Annotated in this window: 11 protein-coding genes; 5 read left to right on the top strand and 6 right to left on the bottom strand. The window is 69.7% G+C overall.

The features are described from left to right. Window positions 1-56: 56 nt before the first annotated feature. The 4 genes from K2Z83_RS25445 to K2Z83_RS25430 form a co-directional block, all read right to left on the bottom strand. Window positions 57-3,485: a hypothetical protein gene (locus tag K2Z83_RS25445; RefSeq protein WP_220597980.1), complete on the bottom strand. Its 3,429-nt coding sequence runs from the start codon at window positions 3,483-3,485 to the stop codon at window positions 57-59. 275 nt (window positions 3,486-3,760) lie between these two features. After that, complete coding sequence (locus K2Z83_RS25440) at window positions 3,761-4,633, bottom strand: carbohydrate ABC transporter permease (protein WP_220597979.1); 873 nt, start codon at window positions 4,631-4,633, stop codon at window positions 3,761-3,763. Then, entirely contained in the window at window positions 4,630-5,559 is a 930-nt protein-coding gene (locus K2Z83_RS25435; protein WP_220597978.1) for a carbohydrate ABC transporter permease, read from the bottom strand. The genes K2Z83_RS25440 and K2Z83_RS25435 overlap by 4 nt, the downstream gene beginning before the upstream one ends. Window positions 5,560-5,687: 128 nt before the next feature. Next, complete coding sequence (locus K2Z83_RS25430; protein WP_220597977.1) at window positions 5,688-7,043, bottom strand: ABC transporter substrate-binding protein; 1,356 nt, start codon at window positions 7,041-7,043, stop codon at window positions 5,688-5,690. Window positions 7,044-7,565: 522 nt separating this feature from the next. Between K2Z83_RS25430 and K2Z83_RS25425 the strand changes: the two genes are divergently transcribed. Next, window positions 7,566-8,570 (top strand): LacI family DNA-binding transcriptional regulator, encoded by a 1,005-nt coding sequence (locus K2Z83_RS25425; protein ID WP_220597976.1) that lies wholly within the window; start codon window positions 7,566-7,568, stop codon window positions 8,568-8,570. Between the two features lie 392 nt (window positions 8,571-8,962). On the opposite strand, the gene K2Z83_RS25420 is transcribed toward K2Z83_RS25425, so the two are convergent. Then, complete coding sequence (locus K2Z83_RS25420) at window positions 8,963-9,223, bottom strand: hypothetical protein (protein ID WP_220597975.1); 261 nt, start codon at window positions 9,221-9,223, stop codon at window positions 8,963-8,965. 44 nt (window positions 9,224-9,267) lie between these two features. Then, entirely contained in the window at window positions 9,268-12,438 is a 3,171-nt protein-coding gene (locus K2Z83_RS25415) for a glycosyl hydrolase (RefSeq protein ID WP_220597974.1), read from the bottom strand. A 324-nt stretch (window positions 12,439-12,762) separates the two neighbouring features. On the opposite strand from K2Z83_RS25415, the gene K2Z83_RS25410 reads away from it, so the two are divergent. The 4 genes from K2Z83_RS25410 to K2Z83_RS25395 all read left to right on the top strand — a co-directional run bounded on the left by K2Z83_RS25410 (window position 12,763) and on the right by K2Z83_RS25395 (window position 21,044). Then, complete coding sequence (locus tag K2Z83_RS25410; protein ID WP_220597973.1) at window positions 12,763-14,892, top strand: EAL domain-containing protein; 2,130 nt, start codon at window positions 12,763-12,765, stop codon at window positions 14,890-14,892. Between the two features lie 421 nt (window positions 14,893-15,313). Continuing rightward, complete coding sequence (locus K2Z83_RS25405; RefSeq protein ID WP_305082527.1) at window positions 15,314-16,375, top strand: 3-deoxy-7-phosphoheptulonate synthase; 1,062 nt, start codon at window positions 15,314-15,316, stop codon at window positions 16,373-16,375. A 642-nt stretch (window positions 16,376-17,017) separates the two neighbouring features. Then, window positions 17,018-20,107, top strand: a complete 3,090-nt coding sequence (locus K2Z83_RS25400; protein WP_220597972.1) for a DEAD/DEAH box helicase — start codon at window positions 17,018-17,020, stop codon at window positions 20,105-20,107. A 49-nt stretch (window positions 20,108-20,156) separates the two neighbouring features. Further along, entirely contained in the window at window positions 20,157-21,044 is an 888-nt protein-coding gene (locus K2Z83_RS25395; RefSeq protein ID WP_220597971.1) for an SWIM zinc finger family protein, read from the top strand. Window positions 21,045-21,166 lie beyond the last annotated feature (122 nt).

Below are 21,166 nucleotides of genomic sequence, written 5' to 3'. Positions count from 1 at the left end.
GCTCGCGCGGTGTTTTCATATTGGGTCTGGAGCCAAGCCGTCGCTGTCGCCGCGCTTTACGCGACATCCGTCCACACGGTGATCCGCTCGACCTGGCCGTCGCGGGCGAAGAGCCCCCGGCTAACCTCGACGCCCAGGCTGTCGCCGGGCAGCTCGCGGGTGTCGCCGCCGGCCAGGGTCAGTACGATCCGGCGCTGGCTGGAGCGGCGGTAGACGACGGGCACCTGGCAGTAGGTGAAGGCCAGGCTGCCCGCCGGCAGCTCGATCTCGCGCCAGCGACCGCCCAGGTCGAGGTGGCGAAATACGCCCGGCGCGGCCAGCCACTCGATATCGGCCAGTAGGCGCGGGCGGAAGCTGATGTCTCCGTCGCGCACCCCCAGGCCGAGCTCGCCCATGCGGGTCAGGATCTCCTCCTTGACCTGGCCGGTCATGCCGGGCTGCTGGGCGCCGCGGCCGAGCGGCGTGTGCGAGTAGGGGTCGCTGGGGAAGGCCCCGTACTCGGCGGGCGACTTGTGGGCGCTCAGGCCGGCGCGGATATCCTGGTAGGCCGCCGCCAGCCCGGCCAGGTCAGCGTCGGCGGCGCCGGACTCGGCGGCGCGCAGGAAGACCTCCTGGACGGCGAGCAGCAGCTTGGCGACCATGTGCCAGTAGATGCTGCCGAGGCCCTCGTAGGCGAAGAAGCTGCCCGAGCGGCCGGTGAACTGGGCGTGGTGGAAGGTCTGCTCGAACAGGTCGAGGATCGCCTCGCCCTCTTCCTCGGCCAGGGCCGAGAAGGCCGGCTCGCGGCCCAGCTCCTCCAGGGCGGCGCGGGCGCCCTGGGCGTTGCGGAAGTCGCCGCTGAAGTGGTAGAAGCCCTCGACGTCGCGCGTGATCAGACGCCGGTCGCCCGCGCGCTCCAGGGCCGCGACCAGGGCCAGGCCTCCCACCTGCTCGGGGGCGATCCGGTTCTTCTGGCGGAAGCCGGGCAGGTCGCGGTTGGGGTAGAGCATGTAGCTGTGCTGGTCGGCGCGGTAGAGCGGGCCGGCGCGCAGGCCGCGCAGCAGGGCCAGGGCCTCCTGGGGGCCGACCATGCCGGATGAGAGGATGGCCACCTGGCCCTCCAGCATCTCGGCGAGCCGACCGATGACGGCGCGGCCGTCGGCCAGGCGCAGGGTGTTGTAGCTGTGGTAGAGCCCGTCGGCGCGGCGGTTGGCCCGCAGCCCCTGCTCGACATAGGCCAGGGCCAGGTCGAGCGCGGCCACCACCCGATCCCGCCCGAGGCTGCGCAGCTCGCCGGAGAGGCCGTGCCGGTAGACGCCCCAGCGGTAGGCGCTGCCCGCCGCGCCGAGGGCGTCGAGCACGCCCCGGCGCTCCTCGTCGCTGAAGCCGCCGACCAGGCTGCTGCGGTGCGCCTCCAGCACGCCGGCCACGCCGTCGAAGAGCGCGCGCAGCTCGCGGGCCACCTCAAGGTCCGGCGGGCCGGCGGCGAACAGCTCGCGGCAGAAGACGATGTAGCGCCGCAGGTAGGCCAGCGTCACCACCGAGAGCCCCTTGCCGACCAGGGCGTTGTTGGCGTCGTTCCACTCGGGGCGCTGGGTGTTCATCCAGATGCCGCCCTCGGGCACGAAGTTGGCCAGCTTGGCCAGCAGCAGCAGCAGCAGCTTCTCGGCCATGCTGGCGTGGACCACCTGGCCCTCGGCGTCCCAGAGCAGCTTGCCGTCCGTCCCGCGCTCGGCGACGCGGGCGGCGACCAGCTCCTCGGCCTCCCAGTCGAAGTCGATCGTGTGCTGCGGGTCGGCGACCAGGGCCGGGTAGGGCTTGATCCGGTAGGGCACATTGGCGTAGGCGAAGGCGCGCCGGCCGAGCTGGGCGGGCAGGCCGCCGGGCTCAAAGCGCTCGGCGGCCTCCAGCAGCTTGAGCAGGTAGATGATCTGGTGGTCGCTCCAGTAGCCGATGTTGGCCCAGGGGTTCTCGGGCTCGGGCACCTCCCACTCGATGCCGGCGCGGGTGACCCGGTAGGGGTTGTAGCCGTCGGCGCTGGTGGCGCTGAGGAAGGTGGCGATCATGCCGCCGAGGTAGTGCGGGTAGCTGAAGGCCAGCGGCTCCCAGTTCTGGAAGATGTCGCGCCAGTTGCCCTGGTGGTCGAGCCGGCGCGAGCCGTCGGGGCGGCGCACGTTGATCGCGAAGCGGTTCCAGGGCCGGCTGGGGTCGCCGTGGCGGCGGCTGAAGGTGAGCGGCAGATACTCGGTGCAGAGCCGCTCTAGGTCGGGCGACCCGGTCGCGGCGGCCCGCTCGCCCAGGGCGTCGGCGGCGATCTGCGGCGGCAGGTCGGCGAAGAAGGCGGCGTGCTGCGCGATCACCGCCCGGCTGCGGGCGGCCACAAAGGCGCGCAGGTCGGCCGTGTCGATGGCGTAGCCCTCGGCGAAGATGCCGCCGCGCATCATGTTGAAGAGCGTGTTGGCCAGGTGGTGGCTCGCCATCAGCGGGTCGCCGCCGGCCTGCATGCCGTCGGCGCTCGCCACCAGCCCCTCTAGCTCGGCGTGCCCGGCGGCGATGTCGGCCTCCAGGGCGACGGCCAGCCCGGCGCGGTCCTGGGATAGGGCCAGCGCCAGCTCGGCGATGTCGGCCGCGTCGCGGGCCACGTCGGCGACGATCCGCCAGGAGCGGGCCTCGCCGGGGGCCAGGTCAAGATCGGCCTGGAGCAGATAGGCCCCGCGCGCGCCGCGCACATCGCGCTCGGCCTCAACCGCCGCGCCGCGGCGGAAGGCATCCACCTGCGCCGAGGAGAGCAGCGTGCGCGCGCCCTCCAGGCCAAGCTGCCAGACCGCCGTGGCCCGCAGCGACTCGCTCGCCTCAGCCAGGTCGGTCAGGGTCGAGCTGAGCGCGAAGATCGCCAGGCCGCTCGGGTCGAGCTCGGCGCGCTTGTAGGCGTCGAGCAGGTTGCTGTAGCCGCTCTGGAGGGCCGTGGTCGCCCCGTGGGGCAGGATATTCTGCATGCCGTCGAGCACGCGCACGGCGCAGGCCGCGCCCGACAGCTCCTCCAGGCGACAGCTGCGCACAAAGCCGAAGCGCGGGCTGCTCTGCCAGGTCGCGCGGAAGGCCAGGCCCAGGTCGCGGTTGATCTCCTCGAAGACCAGCGTGCTGTCCAGGGCGTCCTTGTACAGATTGCGCTCGACCCGATAGCGCTCGCCGGGCCGCTCGCCGAAGGGCTCCCAGCGCTGGGCCAGGCCGGCCCGCGTCACCTGGAGCACTGTCAGCGGGCCGGTGTACGGGCTGTTGTCGTAGAGTCGGTCGACCGTCTCATAGGGAAAGAGCGCCGTCTCCGGGCTGACCCGGCCGGCGGTCAGGCCGCCGCTGCTGGTGACGAACATCCAGAGGTCGGCCGCGCTGACCAGCGAGATCAGGAAGGGGGCCATCGTATCCACGCCGGCGATGCGGTAGAGGCTCACGCCGTCAAGCTCAACGAAACCGCCGCTGACGCTTGGCGCGTCGGTTGTGATTGTCATCTTTCACCCTGCTCGGCTGGGAGAGGCGCGGAGAGGGCAAGCCCTCTCCGCAAAGACCACTGTTCGTGCGAATAAGCGCTGGATTAACCTGTGAGTGTAGGAGCCTCAGCTGGCGACTGACGTCGCAGCGCGGGAGCCTCCGGCCAACCGCCCGCCTCCGCGGGCGGTTCCGGCGTCGGCGTAGGCCGACGCCCGGCGCTGCGCGCCGCTCCGGCGCGACTTCAGTCGCCAGCCGGTGGGGCTTGACCCAAGGCGTATTCGCGCGAACAAACCACTTACCCCTTGACGGCGCCCGCCGTCAGGCCCGAGACGATGTAGCGCTGGAGCACCAGGAAGATCACCAGCATCGGCAGGGTCATGATCAGCACGGCGGCGGCCAGGGTCGGCCAGTTGCTGCCGTAGACGCCCTGGAAGACGATCATGCCGCGGGTGATCGGGTAGTAGTCCTTGTTGGTGAGGTAGATCGTCGGCAGGATCAGCTCGTTCCAGATGCCGATCGCGTGCAGCACGGCCACGGTGGCCAGGGCCGGCTGGATCAGCGGGAAGACGATCGAGGTCACGAAGCGGAAGTAGCCGCAGCCGTCCATCGCCGCCGCCTCATCGAGGTCCATCGGCAGGGTCTTGATATAGTTCACCAGAATGACGATCCCGATCGGGTTGACCAGGAAGAGCATGATGTAGCCGACCGGGTTGTTGTAGAGGCCCAGGCTCAGCATCAGCTGGAACTGCGGGATGAGGGCCACCGGCAGGAACAGGGCGATCACATAGAGCGTGAGCAGCAGGCCGGAGCCCTTCACGTAGCCGCGCGAGATCGGGAAGGCCACGAACACCGCCGTGATCAGGTAGATCACCGTCGCCGACACGGTGTAGATCAGCGTGTTGGTCATGTAGAGCGGGAAGTTAGCCTTCGACCATGCGTCGGCGAAGTTCTGGAAGTTCAGACTCGTCGGCAGCGAGGTCGCGCTCTTCATGAAGTCGGGCAGGGTCTTCAGCGAGGTGTTGACCAACATCAGCAGCGGGCCGACATAGACGATCGCGAACAGCACGAGCAGGATGTAGGCGCCGATCCTGCCCCACTTGATCCGCCCCGGCCGGGCCAGATTCTGCGTGCGCTGGCCGGCAGACTCCGTCGTCGATAGTGTGCTCATCCGAGAACCCTCTTCTCTCTCCGCTGCAGGAAGTACTGCACGGGTAGGCCGATGCCGAGGACTAGGCAGAAGAGGACGATCGATGCGGCGGCGGCGTAGCCCTGCCTGAAGGCGCTGGTGACGCTGCCCGACGCCTGGCCGAAGCCCTGGGCGAAGATCAGGTAGCCGAGCACCTGGGTGCCGTTGCGGTAGCCGATCAGCACGAGGAAGAGCTGCCAGGCCTGGAGCGAGCCGATGATGTTCAGCAGCAGGTTGGTGTTAACGCTCGGCGTCAGCATCGGCCAGGTGATATTGCGAAAGACCTGCCAGCGGCTCGCGCCGTCGATCTGCGCCCCCTCGTAGAGGTCCTCCGGGATGGTCTGCAGGCCGGCGATGAAGATCATCATCGTGACGCCCAGGTTGGCCCAGATCTGCACAAAGATCACCCAGGCTATCGCCTCGTTCGGCTGGCCGCCCAGGAACTCGGAGCGCATGCCGAACATTCCCAGGATGCTGGCGAGCGGGCCGCCCAGCGGGTAGAGGAACAGCGACCAGATCAGGCCCTGGATGACCGCGCCCAGGATGACCGGCATGAAGAAGATCGTGCGGAAGACGTTGATGCCCTTCAGGCGCTGGTTCACCAGCAGGGCCAGGCCCAGGCCCAGCGAGAACTGGATGGTCGTCACGAAGAAGGAGAAGACCAGCGTGCGGAAGAGCGCCCCGTAGTTGTCGATCGAGGCCTGGCCGAGAAACAGGAACTCGCGGTAGTTCTCCAGCCCGATCCAGTGCAGGGTCGTGCCCTGGATGCCGCTCGCGTCGGTGAAGGAGTACACGCCGGTCGCGATCGACGGCCCCAGCATGATCACGAGGTAGAAGAAGAACCCGGGCAGCAGCAGCAGGTAGGGCGCAAGCCTCGCCCTGCCGCGGCCAAAGTGATAGTTGTTCATGCCCATACCCTCCAGTGGGTGCGGCGGCTTCGCCGCCCGCAGTATTTTTTATTGAGTGGTGGCGGCTTCGCCGCCACCACTCAATAAAAGCTGGGCCTGGGGGCGCGGCCCCAGGCGCAGACAGCTACCTACTTGTTCGCATCGAGCCCGGACTGGAGGTCGGCCTGGACCTTATCGGCGACCGCCTGCGGCTCGTCGAAGGTGCCGAAGGGCTTGTAGTAGGAGGCGAAGGGGTTGGCGAACTCGCCGGCGCCCTTGGGGGCGACCCAGTACTGCTCGTAGCCCACGCGGAAGTTGGCCAGGTAGGGCGCGACCTCAGTGCCGATCGGGCTGCTCAGCGTGGCGCCGGGCTGGGTCGGGATGAAGCCCACCGCGTTGGCGAAGGCCTGGTAGTTGGCCGGGTCCGAGAAGTCGGACAGGTACTGCATGGCCGCGTCCTTGTTGGCGGTCTTGGCCGCCACGGCCCAGCCCTGGTCGTACTTGCCGAACAGGTACTTGTTGTCGTCGGCGTTATCGCTGCCGGGGAAGGGGATGTAGCCCCACTTGAAGCTGGGCTGGGCCGCGTCGATGGCCGAGGCGTACCAGGTGCCGCCGGGGAACATGGCGACCGCGCCGGAGGCGAAGCGACCGGGGGCGGCGTCGCCGGCGATGCCGCTGGCGCCCTGCTCCATCATGTCCTGGGCGTAGGTCTTCATCTTCGCCCACATATCCAGCGACTTGGCGTCGTTCCAGGTGATGCTGCCGGTCCACAGACCCTCGACAAGCTTGGACTGGTCGGGGTACTCGGCGCCGATCAGGCCGTAGGCGCCCACGAAGATCGGCCAGCCATCCTTGCCGCCGGCGGTCATGCAGGGAATGTTCGCCGCCTTGAAGGTCGCGCAGGCCGCGACCAGCTCGCTCCAGGTGGTGGGGACGGCCACGTTATTGGCGGCGAAGAGGTCCTTGTTGTAGTAGATGCCGCTGTAGGAGACGCGGCCGAGGTTGATCTGGTAGACCTTGCCGTTGTAGCTGCCGGCGTCCTTGATCGCCGCCTCATCGTAGTTCTTGATGAAGGGCTGGTCGCTGATGTCCATGAGCAGGCCGGCGTCGATCAGCGTCTGCCAGTTCGGCGGGGTGACATTCTTCATGTAGGGCTGGGCCGCGTTGGAGAAGCCGAACATATCGACGACGTCGACATCGTTGGCGGTCAGGCGAGTCTGGGTCACCGTGCTCAGGTCGCTGGCGTTGACCACGGCCATGTCGACGGTGATGTTGGGGTGCTTGGCCTGGAACTGCTCGTTGAAGGTGTTCATGAACTCGACCATCGGGGGGTTCTGATGGACGAGGACCTTGAGCGTAACCTTCTCGGCGGCGGGGGCGGCGGCGGGGGCCGCTGTGGCGTCGGCGGCGGGGGCGGCGGGCGTGGAGGTGGAGCTGCCGCACGCCGCGAGGAGTGTGGCGAGGGCTAGGACGAGGCCGAGGAAGACGGAGCTTCGCTTAAACATGGGACTCCTCCAGAGGTTTCTTACCGTAGAAAGGGTTCCGACAGTGGATCGTGTTCGGGCCAGGGCCGTTTGGGTTTTGAGCGATAGGTCCCTCCTTACGCGGGGGCTGCGGCGTCGGCGGGTGCCGCGCTTGAAATCGCTTTCAGATAATCAGATCGCTGACGATCCGCTCGGCCTTCTGGCGAAGGTGCGTTTTTTCTGGCTTACCAGAAGCAGAGAGTGCGGTCTGGCTGGAACAGAAAAGTTATGAAAGCGATTTCAGGTGTGCTAGGAGTATACAACGGGCGCGGGGTGCTGTCAAGGGGCGTTATGAAATCGATGTCATGCCATGAAAATCCGCCCAGCGCCCGTCGTTTTGCCCCAGGCCCGTTTCTTGGTGAGCGGCGACGTCGCAGATATACTTCCACCGGTTAGTGACGTTGCAATTGCCGTGCCCAGCGCCAGGCGCTAGAAATGATGCGCCGCCTGTGCTACAATACGCCCGCGAGGCAGGAAATCGATTTCGGGGACACCATGGCAGACATGCACAAACCGCCGACCGTCAGCGACATCGCCGAGGCCGCCAGCGTCTCGCCGAGCACGGTGTCGCGGGTGCTCACCGGAAACAGCCCGGTCCACCCCGAGAAGCGCGCCGCCGTGCTGGCCGCGATCAAGCAGCTCAACTTCCGGCCGAACCTGAACGCGCGGGCGCTCGTGCGCGGCAAGTCGATGGCGATCGGCATCCTGACCCAGAGCATGGCCAGCCAGTTCTACGGCGAGCTGGCCCAGGGCATCGAGGAGGGGCTGGCGGGCAGCGGCTACCACCCGATCTTCGCCAGCGGCCAGTGGCGTCGCGACGAGGAGCTGGCCGCCCTGACCATGCTGGTCGACCGCCAGGTCGACGCGCTGATCGTGCTCGGCGGCAGCCAGAGCAACGTCGACCTGAGCGCGATCAGCGCCCAGATCCCGGTGATCACGGTCGGGCGCACCATGCCCGGGGACGAGCGGCAGTGCCTGCGCGTGCAGAACTACGAGGGCGCGCGCAGCGCCACCCGCCACCTGATCGACCTCGGCCACCGCCGGATCGCCCACATCACCGGCATCCCCGCCCACAACGACGCCCGCGAGCGCCGGCGCGGCTACGAGGACGCCCTGGCCGAGGCCCGGCTGCCCGTCGACGAGCGCCTGATCGCCGAGGGCGACTTCACCGAGCAGAGCGGCCTGCTGGCCCTGGAGTCGCTGGTGGCGCGGGGGGCATCCTTCAGCGCGATCTTCGCCGCCAACGACCAGATCGCCTACGGGGCGCGGCTCGGCCTCTCCCGGCGCGGCCTGCGCGTGCCCGAGGATGTCTCGCTGGTCGGCTTCGACGACCTGCTGACCTCGGCCTACATGACGCCGCCGCTGACCACGGTGCGCCAGAATATGCTTGAGCAGGGCCGCAGCGCCGCGCGGGCCACCCTGCGCCTGCTGGCCGGCGAGGAGCCCGACCTGGCACCGGCGGCCACCGAGCTTGTCGTGCGCGAGAGCACCGCGCGGCTGCGGGGGTAGGTTGGGCTGCGCGCCTCTCGGCTAAGGTATCCCCGCTGGGGGCGACGCGCCCATGTGCGTTAGGGTAACGGTTTGTTAGACTTATTCGCACTAAGAACGGTTTTCGTGTGGAGCACAACAGGTGCCTGATGCATTGGCGTAGGGCCGAAGCATGCGCACCGGATGAATCTGCGGGTCGCCCATGCATGGGGTGCGCGTGCGTCGGCCCTACCATGCCCCCGGCGGGGATGGGCCGCCCCGGCGGGCCGACACGGGCGGAGGACGCTCAATCCGGTTTCAGTTACCCTAACGCACATGGGCGACGCGCCCCCGGCGGGGGTCCCGGGGGCTGGCCCCCGGGGCGGGGCGCGGGGCGCAGCGCCCGCATCCGGGGAGCCGCGCCCCGCAAATCCCTACGCGGCGCGCGGACGCGCGCTGTACCGGCGCCAGCCCTCGGCCAGCGCCACCGCGATCAGCCCGCCCAGCCAGACCAGCCCGGCGTCCACGCTCAGGAAGCCCGCCGAGACCTCCAGCTCGCCGGTGAGGAAGCTCATGGCGAAGCCGACCAGCAGACACATGGCCACGAAGACGACGACCTTGACCCAGGTGGTGCGCAGCTGGCTCACCAGCGCGCCCACGATCGCGCCGGCGGCCACGGGGATAAGCTCGTGCATGGGTGTGTTCTCCTTGGGGGCGGGCACGCTGGCCCGCCCCTACATTACGGCCGCGCGATCAGCGCGCCCAGCTTGGCCTCGGCGATCTTGGCGTTCAGCGGCGCGAGCCCGCTGTCGATCAGGGCGTTGAAGGCGCCGATCTGGGCGTCGATGCGGCCCGCGAAGTCGGCGAAGGCGGCCTCGGCGGCGGCGGTGGGCTTGTAGTCGCCCAGCTCCACCGCGGCGGGCAGGGTGGTGATCTTCGCCAGCAGGCGCACCCCGTGGTTGAGGTTGTCGGCCCAGCCCGGGCGCAGGTCGGGCACGAGGATGGTCTTCTCGACCTCCAGCACCTGCTCGCGCAGGGCCTTCGCCGCCTCGGCCGTGGCCGCCCCGCCCGGCAGGTCGGCCGCCCGCTTCGCCCAGCCGTCCAGCTGCGCGCGCAGGTCGCGCATGCGGTTCACCGCCTTGGTCAGCTCGTCGGTCTTCTTGTGGATGCGCTGGAGCAGGTCGAACTGGGCCTGCAGGTCCTCGTCGCTGGTGGCGATCGCCGGGTCCTTCACCACCGCGAAGCACTGCGTCTGGCTCTCGCCGCCCACGGTCAGGGTGACGCTGTAGGCTCCTGGGGCCACCCGCGGCCCGGCGATCTCCATCTGGGAGGGCGGGTCGCTGCCCTCGATCTTGGTCGCCGGCGCCCAGCGCAGGTCCCAGACAAAGCGGTTCCAGCCGGCCTTGGCCGGGGCCTTCAGGCCCTTGGGCTGCTCGGCGGGCGTGCCGTCGGCGTTGGGGGCCTTCGGGCTGACGAAGCTGCGCACCTCGACGCCCGCGCCGTCGCGGATCGTCAGCGTGAGCGGCTCGGCCGGGGCCTCGGCCAGGCGGTAGGTGATCACCGCGCCGCCGGGCGGGTTCGTGCCGGCGTCGAGGAATGTGCGCTGCGTGGCGCCCTCCGGCGTCTTGCGCACCACCACGTTGCCGCCGACGGCGTTGAGGTACTGCTTGCCCGGATCGTCGCCGCTCCAGTCCACCCCGGTGATCGGGCGCAGCGTCGTGCGCGGGGCCAGCAGGCGCGCGGCCCCGCCGTCGGCCGCCGCCGCCTGGCGCAGCGCGCTCAGGTCGTCCAGCACCCAGATCGAGCGGCCGTGGGTGCCCGCGATCAGGTCGCCATCCTTCACCAGCAGGTCGTGGATGGGCGAGACCGGCAGGTTCAGCTGGAAGCGCGCCCAGCTCGCGCCGTCGTCCAGCGAGAGGTAGACCCCCGTCTCGGTGCCGGCGTAGAGCATCCCCGCCTGCTCCAGGTCGCAGCGGATAACGCGGGTGAAGTCGTCGTCGGGGATGCCGGCGTTGATCCGCGCCCAGCTCGCCCCGTAGTCGGTCGTCTTGTAGAGGTAGGGCTGGTAGTCGTCGAGCTTGTAGCGGGTGGCCGCCACGTAGGCCGTGGCCTTGTCGAAGGGCGAGAGCTCGATGCAGCTGATCATCGTGAAGTCGGGCAGGTCGGGCGGGGTGATCGCCTGCCAGGAGGCCCCGCCGTCCTTGGTGATATGCATCACGCCATCGTCGGAGCCAGCCCAGATCACGCCCCGCTCGTGGGCCGACTCGGCCAGGGCGAAGACGGTCGCGTAGGTCTCGGCGCCGATCGCATCGAGGTTGACCGGCCCGCCGGTCGGCTTGAGCGTCTCCGGGTCGGCGCGGGTCAGGTCGGGGCTGACGGGCTCCCAGGTCTGGCCCTCGTCCTCGCTCTTGAACACCAGGTTGCCGCCGATGTAGAGCGTGTTGCCGTCGTGGGGCGAGAGGATGATCGGGTAGGTCCAGTTGAAGCGGTACTTCCACTCGCCGGCGCCGATGCCGCCGTTGGCCTCGGGCCAGGTGGTGATCAGGCGCAGCTGGCCGGTGCTGTGGTCGTAGCGCTGGAGGCAGTTGCCGCCGCCCGGCGAGGAGCCGATCGCGCCCACGTAGACGATGTTCGGGTTGTCGGGCCGCGAGACGATGTAGCCGCTCTCGCCGGTGCCGGCGATGTAGCAGTCGCCCCAGGTGATCGCCATGCGGTAGGTGCGCGAGGGCACCGCGATGCTGGTGTTGTCCTGCTGGGTGCCGTAGACGTGGTAGGGCTTGCGCACATCGGCGGCGATGTGGTAGAGCTGCGCCGTCGGCTGGTTGTAGATGCTGCTCCAGGTGTAGCCGCCGTTGAGCGAGACGCAGGCCCCGCCGTCGTTGCCCTGCACCATGCGCTGGTTGTTGGCCGGGTCGATCCACAGGTCGTGGTTGTCGCCGTGGGGCGTGGCGATCTCGGCGAAGGTCCGGCCGCCGTCGGTCGACTTGTAGAAGCTCAGGTTGTTCACATAGACCGTGTCCGGGTCGGTGGTGTCGGCGGTCAGGTGGACGTAGTACCAGGCCCGCGAGACCAGGTTCTGGTTGTCGCTGACCCGCTCCCAGGTCGCCCCGGCGTCGTCGGAGCGGTAGAGCCCGCCCTGGGTGCGGTGCTCGATCAGCGCCCAGACCCGGCCGGCCTGGGCGGGCGAGGCGACGACGGCGATCTTGCCCTTCAGGCCCTTCGGCAGGCCCGGCCGGTCGCTCAGGTCCGCCCATGTCTCGCCGCCATCCACGCTCTGCCAGAGGCCGCTCTCGGGGCCGCCGCTGGAGATCTGCCAGAAGCTGCGGTGGGCCTCCCAGATCGACGCGTAGATGATCCGCGGGTTGGTCAGGTCGATGCTCAGATCCACCGCGCCGGCCGTGTTGCTCTTGAAGAGCACCTTGCGCCATGTCTCGCCGCCGTCGGTCGACTTGAAGACGCCGCGGTCCGGGTTGGGGCCGAAGGCGTGGCCGAGGGCGGCCACATAGACGATGTCGGGGTTGTCGGGGTGGGTGCGCACCTTGCCGATGTGGCGGGTGTCGGCCAGGCCCATGTGCCGCCAGGTGCGCCCGGCGTCGGTGGACTTGTAGACCCCGTCGCCGTGGGAGACATCGATGCGGATGGTCGTCTCGCCCATGCCGGCGTAGATCACATTCGGGTCGGCGGGGGCCACCTCCAGCGCGCCGACCGACGAGGTCTTCAGGAAGCCGTCGGAGACGCACTCCCAGGTCACGCCGGCATCGCTGGTCTTCCAGACCCCGCCGGCCACCGCGCCGAAGTAGAAGACATTGCTGGCGCGCGGGTCGCCGGCCACGGCCACAACGCGCCCGCCACGGAACGGGCCAATACAACGCCACTCCAGCAGCCCGTGCAGATCATGCGAATCAGCCATTGGTCGCTCCACGATCTAAAGGCGAGGCTGCGGGGGCCAGATGCCACGGCCCGGCGCTGTTGGTACAGCGGGAGACCTGAGATCTGACGGGCAGCGTTGCCTTTAGAGACAGAAAGAAGGTAGGGTCAGGCTATTATCCTCGCCTGGGGCGCAGTTGTCAATTCCTGGTTAAGTCAATAGTGGTGATGACCAACGAACAGTACGAACGATCAGCGGCAGCATTCGCGCATTCGATTCTATTCGCTGACATCCTTGACATACGGTAACAAATCGCGGCTACAATGCAGTACTGCAAGCAGTGTCCCCCCAGTGGAGATGGCCGCTATGGAGCCAGGGCATATTCTGGTTATCGATGACCAGGAGCTCATCCGCAACCTGATCATCCGCCAGCTGACCCGCCAGTCGCACGAGGTGATCGGCGTCGGCAGCGGTGCCGAGGGGCTGGCCCTGCTCCGCGCGCAGCCCTTCGACCTGCTGCTGCTCGATATGATCATGCCGGATATGGATGGCCGCGCCGTCCTGACGGAGATCAAGGCTGACCCGCAGCTCCCCGACCTGCCGGTGGTGGTGCTCTCCGGCGACACCGATATCGAGATCGTGGTCGCGTGCATCACCCTCGGCGCCGAGGACTACCTCTTCAAGCCGTTCAACCCGCTCCTGCTCAAGGCCCGCGTCAGCGTCAGCCTCGCGAAGAAGCACCTGCGCGACCAGGAGCGCCGCCAGCGCGCCGACCTGGAGCGGCAGGTGGCCGAGCGCGCCGCCGCGCTTGAGCGATCCGAGGAGCGCTACGCCCTGGCCGCGCGCGGCGCCAACGATGGCCTGTGGGACTGGGACCTGCTGAGCGACCGGGTCTTCCTCTCATCGCGCTGGAAGAACATGCTCGGCTACAACGACGCCGAGATCGGCGACGCGCCCGCCGAGTGGCTCGACCGCATCCACCCCGATGACCAGGAGCTCTTTACGGTGCGCCTGACCGCCCACTTCCGCCAGCTGCTCAGCTACTTCGAGCACGAGTACCGCATCCGTCACCGTAGCGGCGCCTACCGCTGGGTGCTCTGCCGCGGTATGGCGGTCTGGGACGCCTCGGGCCGCGCCACGCGCATCGCCGGCTCGCAGACCGACATCACCGAGCGCCGCGCCGCCGAGGAGCAGATGCAGTACGACGCACTGCACGATCTGCTCACCGGCCTGCCGAACCGCGCCCTCTTCCTCGACCGGCTCGACCGGGCGATCGCCATCGCCCGCCGCCAGCCCGAGCGCCGCTTCGCCGTGCTCTTCCTCGACCTCGACCGCTTCAAGACGATCAACGACAGCCTCGGCCACGCCGCCGGGGACTACTTGCTCACCACCATCGCCCAGCGCATCCAGGCATGCCTGCGCCCCAACGATACGGTGGCCCGCCTCGGCGGCGACGAGTTCACCATCCTGATCGAGGATGTCGTCGATGACCAGACCGTCGAGCTGATCACACAGCGGCTCCAGGCCGCCATCGCCGAGCCGATCATGCTGGGCGACCACCAGTCGATCACCACGGCGAGCATCGGCATCACCGGCAGCTCCCTGGAGTACAGCAGCTCGGCCGAGATGATCCGCGACGCCGACACGGCCATGTACCAGGCGAAGATGGGCGGCCGGGCCCGCCACAGCATCTTCACGCCCCTGATGCACGTCGACGCGATGGCGAAGCTTCAGCTGGAGGGCGACCTGCGCATGGCGATGGCGCGCGGGGAGCTGCTCCTCCACTACCAGCCGATCATCTCGCTGGTGAGCGGCAGGGTCAGCGGCTTCGAGTCGCTCATCCGCTGGCAGCACCCGCAGCGCGGCCTGCTCTACCCCGGCACCTTCCTCGATATCGCCGAGGAGACCAGCCTGATCATCCCGATCACCTGGTGGGTGCTGCGCGAGGCCTGCCGCCAGGCCTACATCTGGCAGCGCGAGTTCCCCACGGAGCCGCCGCTCTCGGTGAACGTGAACCTCTCGGCCCGTATCTTCACCGAGCCCGATGTCGTGGCCCAGATCGCTGACGCCCTGGTGGAGAGCGGCCTGCCCCCCACCAGCCTGAAGCTGGAGCTCACCGAGCACAGCCTGATCGCCCTCAGCGGCGATCTGAGCGATACCCTCCAGCGTATCCGCGACCTCGGCGTGCAGCTCTGCATCGACGACTTTGGCACCGGCTACTCGTCGCTCAGCTACCTCTACAACTTCCCGGTGAACGTCCTCAAGATCGACCGCTCGTTCATCAGCCGGCTCAGCCCGCCCAGCGGCCAGAGCGAGATCGTCCAGGCGATCATCGCCCTGGCCCGCACCCTCAACCTCGATGTGGTGGCCGAGGGCATCGAGACGGAGGAGCAGTACCAGCAGCTGCGCAACCTGCAGTGCGGCCTCGGCCAGGGCTGGCTCTTCGCCCCCGGCCTCGATGACGTCGGTGTGCGCGCCCTGCTCGCCGGCGCGTAGGGGCGCGACGTATGGCGGGCGATCACGCTGGGGGGGCCCTACGGCATGGTGGGCGACCACGCTGGGGGGCGGCGTAACGTCGTGCAGCCTATCTCGGAGCGGGCGGCTGAAGCCGCGCCGACGGGCGCTGCGCGCCGGGCGTCGGCGCAGGCCGACGCCGGAACCGCCCGCGCAGACGGGCGGCTGGCCGCAGGCCCTTCCCGGCGCGGCTTCAGCCGCCAGCGACGTTGCAACAGCCTTGCCTACCACGCTGGGTCGCCCCTACGGCATGCGGGCGGGTGCGATGTTACCCGGCGCTGGGGGATTCTCGGCTATACTGGGGGTTGGGGGTTGGGGGTTGGGCCTGTTATCCACAATTACCCACACACAATCCACAATCTGCAATCTGCAATCTGCAATCTGCAATCACCATAGGGACACTATGCCCAGCGATATGCGCAGAGTCGCCAACGTCCACATCCGCGAGCTCACGCCCTTCAGCCCGCCGCGCGCGCTGAAGGAGGCGCTGCCCCTGAGCGAGCCGGTGGCCCGCACGGTGGCCGAGGCGCGGGCGACCATCCGGCGCATCCTGCGCCGCGAGGACCCGCGCCTGATGGTGGTGATCGGCCCCTGCTCGATCCACGACCCCGAGGCCGCCCTCGACTACGCCCGCCGCCTGGCCGGCCTCCAGCAACAGCTGGGCGACCGGCTCTTCCTGATCATGCGCGCCTACCTGGAGAAGCCGCGCACCACCGTGGGCTGGCGCGGCCTGATCAACGACCCCAACCTGGACGGCAGCTTCGACATGGGCGCCGGCCTGACGACCGCCCGCAGGCTGCTGCTAGAGATCAACGCCATGGGCCTGCCGGTGGCCACCGAGATGCTCGACCCGATCAGCCCGCAGTATATCGACGACCAGATCAGCCTCGGCACGATCGGCGCGCGCACCACCGAGGCCCAGACCCATCGCGCCCTGGCCAGCGGCGTCTCGATGCCGGTGGGCTTTAAGAACGGCACCGACGGCGGCATCCAGGTCGCCGTGAACGCCTGCGTGTCGGCCGCCGGCCAGCACAGCTTCCTCGGCATCGACGAGGACGGCCGCGGCTCGGTGGTGAAGACCACCGGCAACCCCGACAGCTTCGTCATCCTGCGCGGCGGGCGGGCCGAGCCGAACTACTACGAGGAGCACGTGGTGCAGGCGACCCGCCTGATGCGCGAGGCCCACCTCAGCCCCGCCGTGATGGTCGACTGTAGCCACGCCAACGCCGGCGGCGACTACCGGCGCCAGGAGGCGGTGCTGCATATCGTGGTCGACCAGGTGGTGCGCCGGGTCGGCCCGATCGTCGGCGTGATGGTCGAGAGCAACATCGTCGAGGGCAAGCAGACCCTCACCGCCGACCGGTCCGCCCTCAGGTACGGCGTCTCGCTCACCGACGGCTGCATCGGCTGGGAGACCACCGAGCGCCTGCTGCACGAGGCGCACCTGGCGCTGCGCGGGGTGTGATCCGGTTTTGTATTGGGGCTGGGCGGATTCGCCGCCCAGCCCCAATACGTAGTAGAGCAGAAGTAACGCGGTGCGGCGTCGCCCGGCGGTTGGGAGAGGGAACAATGACGTGGCCCTACCGTCACACCCCGAGCGCACAAGAGCAGCGCATTGTATAGTATACTGTCCAATGGATTAAGAATCCGGATTGCCCAGATATCGCTGGCCAGTGCAGAGTCAGGCGCTCGCTAGCGCGTCCGCCAGATGGCGGACGCAGTGCGCATCGCCCGATCTGTGACGCCGGCCCGCGATCTGCAATGACACGAGGGGCCGAGCAGCCGAGTCACGATCTGACCTCGCCCCTCCCCCCCCCGCGCGCGGGGGGCGGGATTATGAAGAAGATGTGATGCGGTGCCTCGCGAGCGGACCGCGCTTGCGCTGAGGTGCGTTGTTCCCACGACAGGGGTGGGCGGCGCGCCCACGCGCGCCGCCCAGCTCCGGTGTGGCGCGCATCGCCCGCTCGCCGCGGCGCCGGCGGGCGCACACACGACCTGTCGCAACGGCACAGCCTGCCGGCACGCGGCGCCCCCTGGCGCTCCTGAGCTGTCGCACGGCCATGTGCCCACACCCTGTACCCGTAGCCTAGCGAGAGTACCTACGTCCATGTCCATCGCAGCCCACGCCGCCGTCCTGCACGGCACCTGGCTGGCCGCCGAGGGGCGGCTCTTCCTCTGGGGCGAGATGGCCGAGCGCGCGGCGCGGCGCGGGCGTCACCGGCGTCGGCCGGGCCACCCGTCGCACCCGGCCCAGGCCCACACCGACGCGATCCACGAGCGGATGGCCAATCTGCCCTCCAGCTCGCGCGTGCCCGCCAGCTCCGAGCGCACCATCTGGCTGCCCTCGGTGATGGGCGCGCCCCTGCCGCTCCGCGAGCTGCGCCAGGCCGGCGCCGAGATCCCCGCCGGCGATGTGGCCCTGTCCGGCTGGCGCGTGCGCGGCCTCCTGCTCACCCCCGCCCAGGCCCTCGACCTGCTGCTGCCCCCCGCGAGCGACCACGGCCTCGGCGCCGACCTGCGGGCCTGGCGCACCGCCGCCCTCCTGGCGATCGAGCTGGTCGCCGGCCAGCAGATCCTGCCCGCCCTCGTGCGCGACGGCGGCGGCCTGCGCGCGTGCTGGGAGCCGCGCCCCGTCCCCGACCTCGCCCGCAAGATCGCCGCCCTGCGCAGCGGCATGCCCGCCCTCTGCCGCGCCGTCGCCGACACCCCCGAGGCCGCCCCCGCGCCGCGCGCCCTGGTCGACAGCTTCCTCGCCGCCGCCGCCGACGCCCTGGTGCGCCAGATCGCCGCCGGCGACTCGGCCGCCGCCACCCAGCTCGCCGTCTGGCGCAGCCTGCCGCCCTCCCCCGGCGCCGCATGGATGGTCGCCCTGCTCGACCGCGACCCCGCCCTGCACCTGCGCAGCCGCGAGGCCGATGAGCTGTTTAAGGCATGGCAGGCCTGGGCCGGCCAGGAGCACGTCGCCGGCGACGACAGCTTCCGCATCACCTTCCGCCTGGAGCCGCCCGCCGACCCGAGCCAGCCCTGGTCGCTCAACTATATGCTCCAGGCCATCGACGACCCCAGCCTGCTCGTGCCCGCCGCCCAGCTCTGGCGCGAGCGCGGCCAGCACTTCACCTACCTCGACCGGCGCTTCGCCCACCCCCAGGAGCGCCTGCTGCGCGGCCTCGGCTTCGCCGCCCGCCTCGCCCCCTCGATCGACCGCAGCCTGCGCGACAAGGCCCCCGACCACGCCAGCCTCAGCATCGAGGAGGCCTTCAGCTTCCTCAAGGAGGCCGCCCCCCTGCTTGAGCAGAGCGGCTTCGGCGTGCTCGTCCCCTCCTGGTGGGGAGACTCCGGCCGCCTCAAGGCCCGCGCCAAGGCCGCCCCGCGCAAGATGAAGCGCAACGATGGCCCCGGCCGCCTCAGCTTCCAGAGCATGATCGACTTTCGCTGGGAGCTCAGCGTCGGCGACCAGCCAATCAACCGCGAGGAGTTCGAGCGCCTCGTCGCCCTCAAGCAGCCCCTCGTCCAGGTGCGCGGCGAGTGGGTCGTGCTCGACCCCGAGCAGGCCCGCAAGGCCATGGAGCTCTTCAGCAAGGGCGGCGAGCTGAGCATGGCCCAGCTGCTGCGCATGGGCCTCGGCGGCGTCGCCGACGACCTGCCCGCCGGCCTCTCCTTCGGCGGCGTGGACGCCGAGGGCGCCCTCGGCGACCTCCTCAAGTCCCTGGCCAACACCGAGGCCATGGAGCAACTGCCCCAGCCCGACGACTTCCGCGGCACCCTGCGCCCCTACCAGCTGCGCGGCCTGGCCTGGATGGCCTTCATGCGCCGCTTCGGCATGGGCGCATGCCTCGCGGACGACATGGGACTCGGCAAAACGGCGGAGGCGATCGCCCTGCTGCTCCACGACCGCCGGATCGCCCCGGACGCCGGGCCGACCCTGCTGGTCTGCCCGACCTCGGTGATGGGCAACTGGCAGCGCGAGCTGGCCCGCTTCGCGCCATCCCTGCGCGTCCACCTCCACCAGGGCGCCGAGCGCCTGCGCGGCGAGGAGCTGGAGCAGGTGGCGACCGCGCACGATGTGGTGATCACCAGCTACCCGCTGCTCGCCCGCGACCGCGACACCCTGACGGCCCTCGGCTGGCGCCTGGCCGTGCTCGACGAGGCCCAGAACATCAAGAACAGCGACACCCGCCAGGCCCAGGCGGCGCGGGCCATCCGCGCCGACGGCCGCCTGGCCCTCACCGGCACGCCCGTCGAGAACCGCCTCTCTGAGCTGTGGAGCATCATGGCCTTCCTCAACCCCGGCTACCTCGGCGGCGAGACCGAGTTCCGCCGCAGCTTCGCCCGCCCGATCGAGCGCGCCGGCGACGCCGAGGCCGCCGCCCAGCTGCGCAGCCTCACCGCGCCCTTCATCCTGCGCCGCCTGAAGACCGACCGCAGCATCATCGAGGACCTGCCCGACAAGCTGGAGATGAAGGTCTTTGTGCCGCTCACCCAGGAGCAGGCCACGCTCTACGAGGCCACCGTGCGCGACGCCCTGAGCGATATCGAGGGCGCCGACGACGAGGGCGCGAAGGCCCGCCGCCGCGGCCTGGTGCTGGCTATGCTCACCCGGCTCAAGCAGATCTGCAACCACCCGGCCCACTTCCTCAAGGACGGCTCGGCCCTCGGCGAGCGCTCGGGCAAGCTGGCCCGCCTCGACGAGATGCTCGAGGAGGTGCTCGCCGCCGACGACCGGGCGCTGATCTTCACCCAGTTCGCCGAGATGGGCGGGCTGCTCCAGGCCCACCTCAGCGAGCGGCTCGGCGCCGAGGCGATCTTCCTCCACGGCGGCACCCCCGCCAAGTCCCGCGACGGCCTGGTGCGGCGCTTCCAGGCCCCCGAGGGGCCGCCGATCTTCATCCTCTCGCTGAAGGCCGGCGGCGTCGGGCTCAACCTCACCCGCGCCAACCACGTCTTCCACTTCGACCGATGGTGGAACCCGGCGGTGGAGGACCAGGCCACCGACCGGGCCTTCCGCATCGGGCAGACCCGCAACGTGCAGGTGCATAAGTTCGTCTGCGGCGGCACCCTCGAGGAGAAGATCGACGAGATGATCGAGGGCAAGCGCGCCCTCGCCGCCCAGGTCCTCGGCGCCGGCGAGGCCTGGCTCACCGAGCTGAGCACAGACCAGCTCCGCGATCTGGTGGCCCTGCGCCGCGACGCCGAGTAGGGTCGCAGCAGCACGGCGCTGCTGCGACCCAACAGTTGGAGGTAATCCTATGCCCCGACCCCGCCGCAAAGGCAGCAGCAGCAGCAGACACACCGACAGCTGGCCGGAGCGCCGCCCGCGCATCCCGGCCAACGGGATCAAGGCGAAGAGCCAGCGCGGCGAGTTCGGCGAGACCTGGTGGGCCCGGCGCTGGATCGAGGTGCTGGAGGGCTTCGGCTTCGGCACCCGGCTCACCCGCGGCCGCAGCTACGCCCGCAACGGCTCCGTGCTGAACATCGACATCGCCCCCGGCCACGTCAGCGCGCGGGTGCAGGGCTCGCAGCGCGCGCCCTATAAGGTGACGATCGCCACCATCCCGCTCTCGAACGCCCAGTGGGCGAAGGTGATCGACGCCATGTCCGAGCAGGCGATCTTCTCCGCCAAGCTGCTCGCCGGCGAGATGCCCCGCGAGATCGAGGAGGCCTTCGCCGCCGCCCGCGTCTCGCTCTTCCCCACCCACGCGGGCGACCTGGAGACGAGCTGCTCCTGCCCAGACTTCGCCAACCCCTGCAAGCATATCGCCGCCGTCTACTTCCTGCTCGGCGAGCGATTTGACGAGGACCCCTTCCTGATCTTCGCGCTGCGCGGGCGCAGCAAGGATCAGATCATCGCCGCCCTGCGCGCCCGCCGGGCCGCGGCGGCCGAGCCGGTCAGCGCCCCGGTGAGCACGGTCGAGCCGGTGCCCGCCCTGGCCAGCCAGCTCGACTCCTTCGACGCCCTCGGCCCGGAGCTGGCCGCGCTGACGTCTCACATCGCCATCCCCGAGGTCGAGACGGCCCTGCTGCTGCGCTACGGCCCCCCGCCCGCCGACAGCGAGCTGGCCCTGCGCAATATCTACCGCGCCATCAGCCGCGCCGCCATCGAGCGCATCTTCCAAGAAGAAGACGAGGAGGCGTGAGGGTGTGAGAGAGCACAGCTCCCCCACACCCTCACCGTGCAGGATGTTGTCGCTGGCTGCACAATAGCGTTTTGTTAGCGCGAATACGCGCTGGGTCAAGCCCCACCGGCTGGCGACTGACG

Origin of the sequence: Oscillochloris sp. ZM17-4 (assembly GCF_019599295.1) — a bacterium.
In the GTDB taxonomy this organism is placed as follows: domain Bacteria; phylum Chloroflexota; class Chloroflexia; order Chloroflexales; family Chloroflexaceae; genus Oscillochloris.
Note: the sequence above shows the minus strand (reverse complement) of the source record. Positions and strands in the feature narration are given on the sequence as shown.

Coding starts and splice junctions, on each gene's coding strand:
- K2Z83_RS25445 (WP_220597980.1), bottom strand. CDS start 3,485: ATGACAATCACAACCGACGCGCCAAGCGTCAGCGGCGGTTTCGTTGAG.
- K2Z83_RS25440 (WP_220597979.1), bottom strand. CDS start 4,633: ATGAGCACACTATCGACGACGGAGTCTGCCGGCCAGCGCACGCAGAAT.
- K2Z83_RS25435 (WP_220597978.1), bottom strand. CDS start 5,559: ATGAACAACTATCACTTTGGCCGCGGCAGGGCGAGGCTTGCGCCCTAC.
- K2Z83_RS25430 (WP_220597977.1), bottom strand. CDS start 7,043: ATGTTTAAGCGAAGCTCCGTCTTCCTCGGCCTCGTCCTAGCCCTCGCC.
- K2Z83_RS25425 (WP_220597976.1), top strand. CDS start 7,566: ATGCACAAACCGCCGACCGTCAGCGACATCGCCGAGGCCGCCAGCGTC.
- K2Z83_RS25420 (WP_220597975.1), bottom strand. CDS start 9,223: ATGCACGAGCTTATCCCCGTGGCCGCCGGCGCGATCGTGGGCGCGCTG.
- K2Z83_RS25415 (WP_220597974.1), bottom strand. CDS start 12,438: ATGGCTGATTCGCATGATCTGCACGGGCTGCTGGAGTGGCGTTGTATT.
- K2Z83_RS25410 (WP_220597973.1), top strand. CDS start 12,763: ATGGAGCCAGGGCATATTCTGGTTATCGATGACCAGGAGCTCATCCGC.
- K2Z83_RS25405 (WP_305082527.1), top strand. CDS start 15,314: ATGCCCAGCGATATGCGCAGAGTCGCCAACGTCCACATCCGCGAGCTC.
- K2Z83_RS25400 (WP_220597972.1), top strand. CDS start 17,018: ATGTCCATCGCAGCCCACGCCGCCGTCCTGCACGGCACCTGGCTGGCC.
- K2Z83_RS25395 (WP_220597971.1), top strand. CDS start 20,157: ATGCCCCGACCCCGCCGCAAAGGCAGCAGCAGCAGCAGACACACCGAC.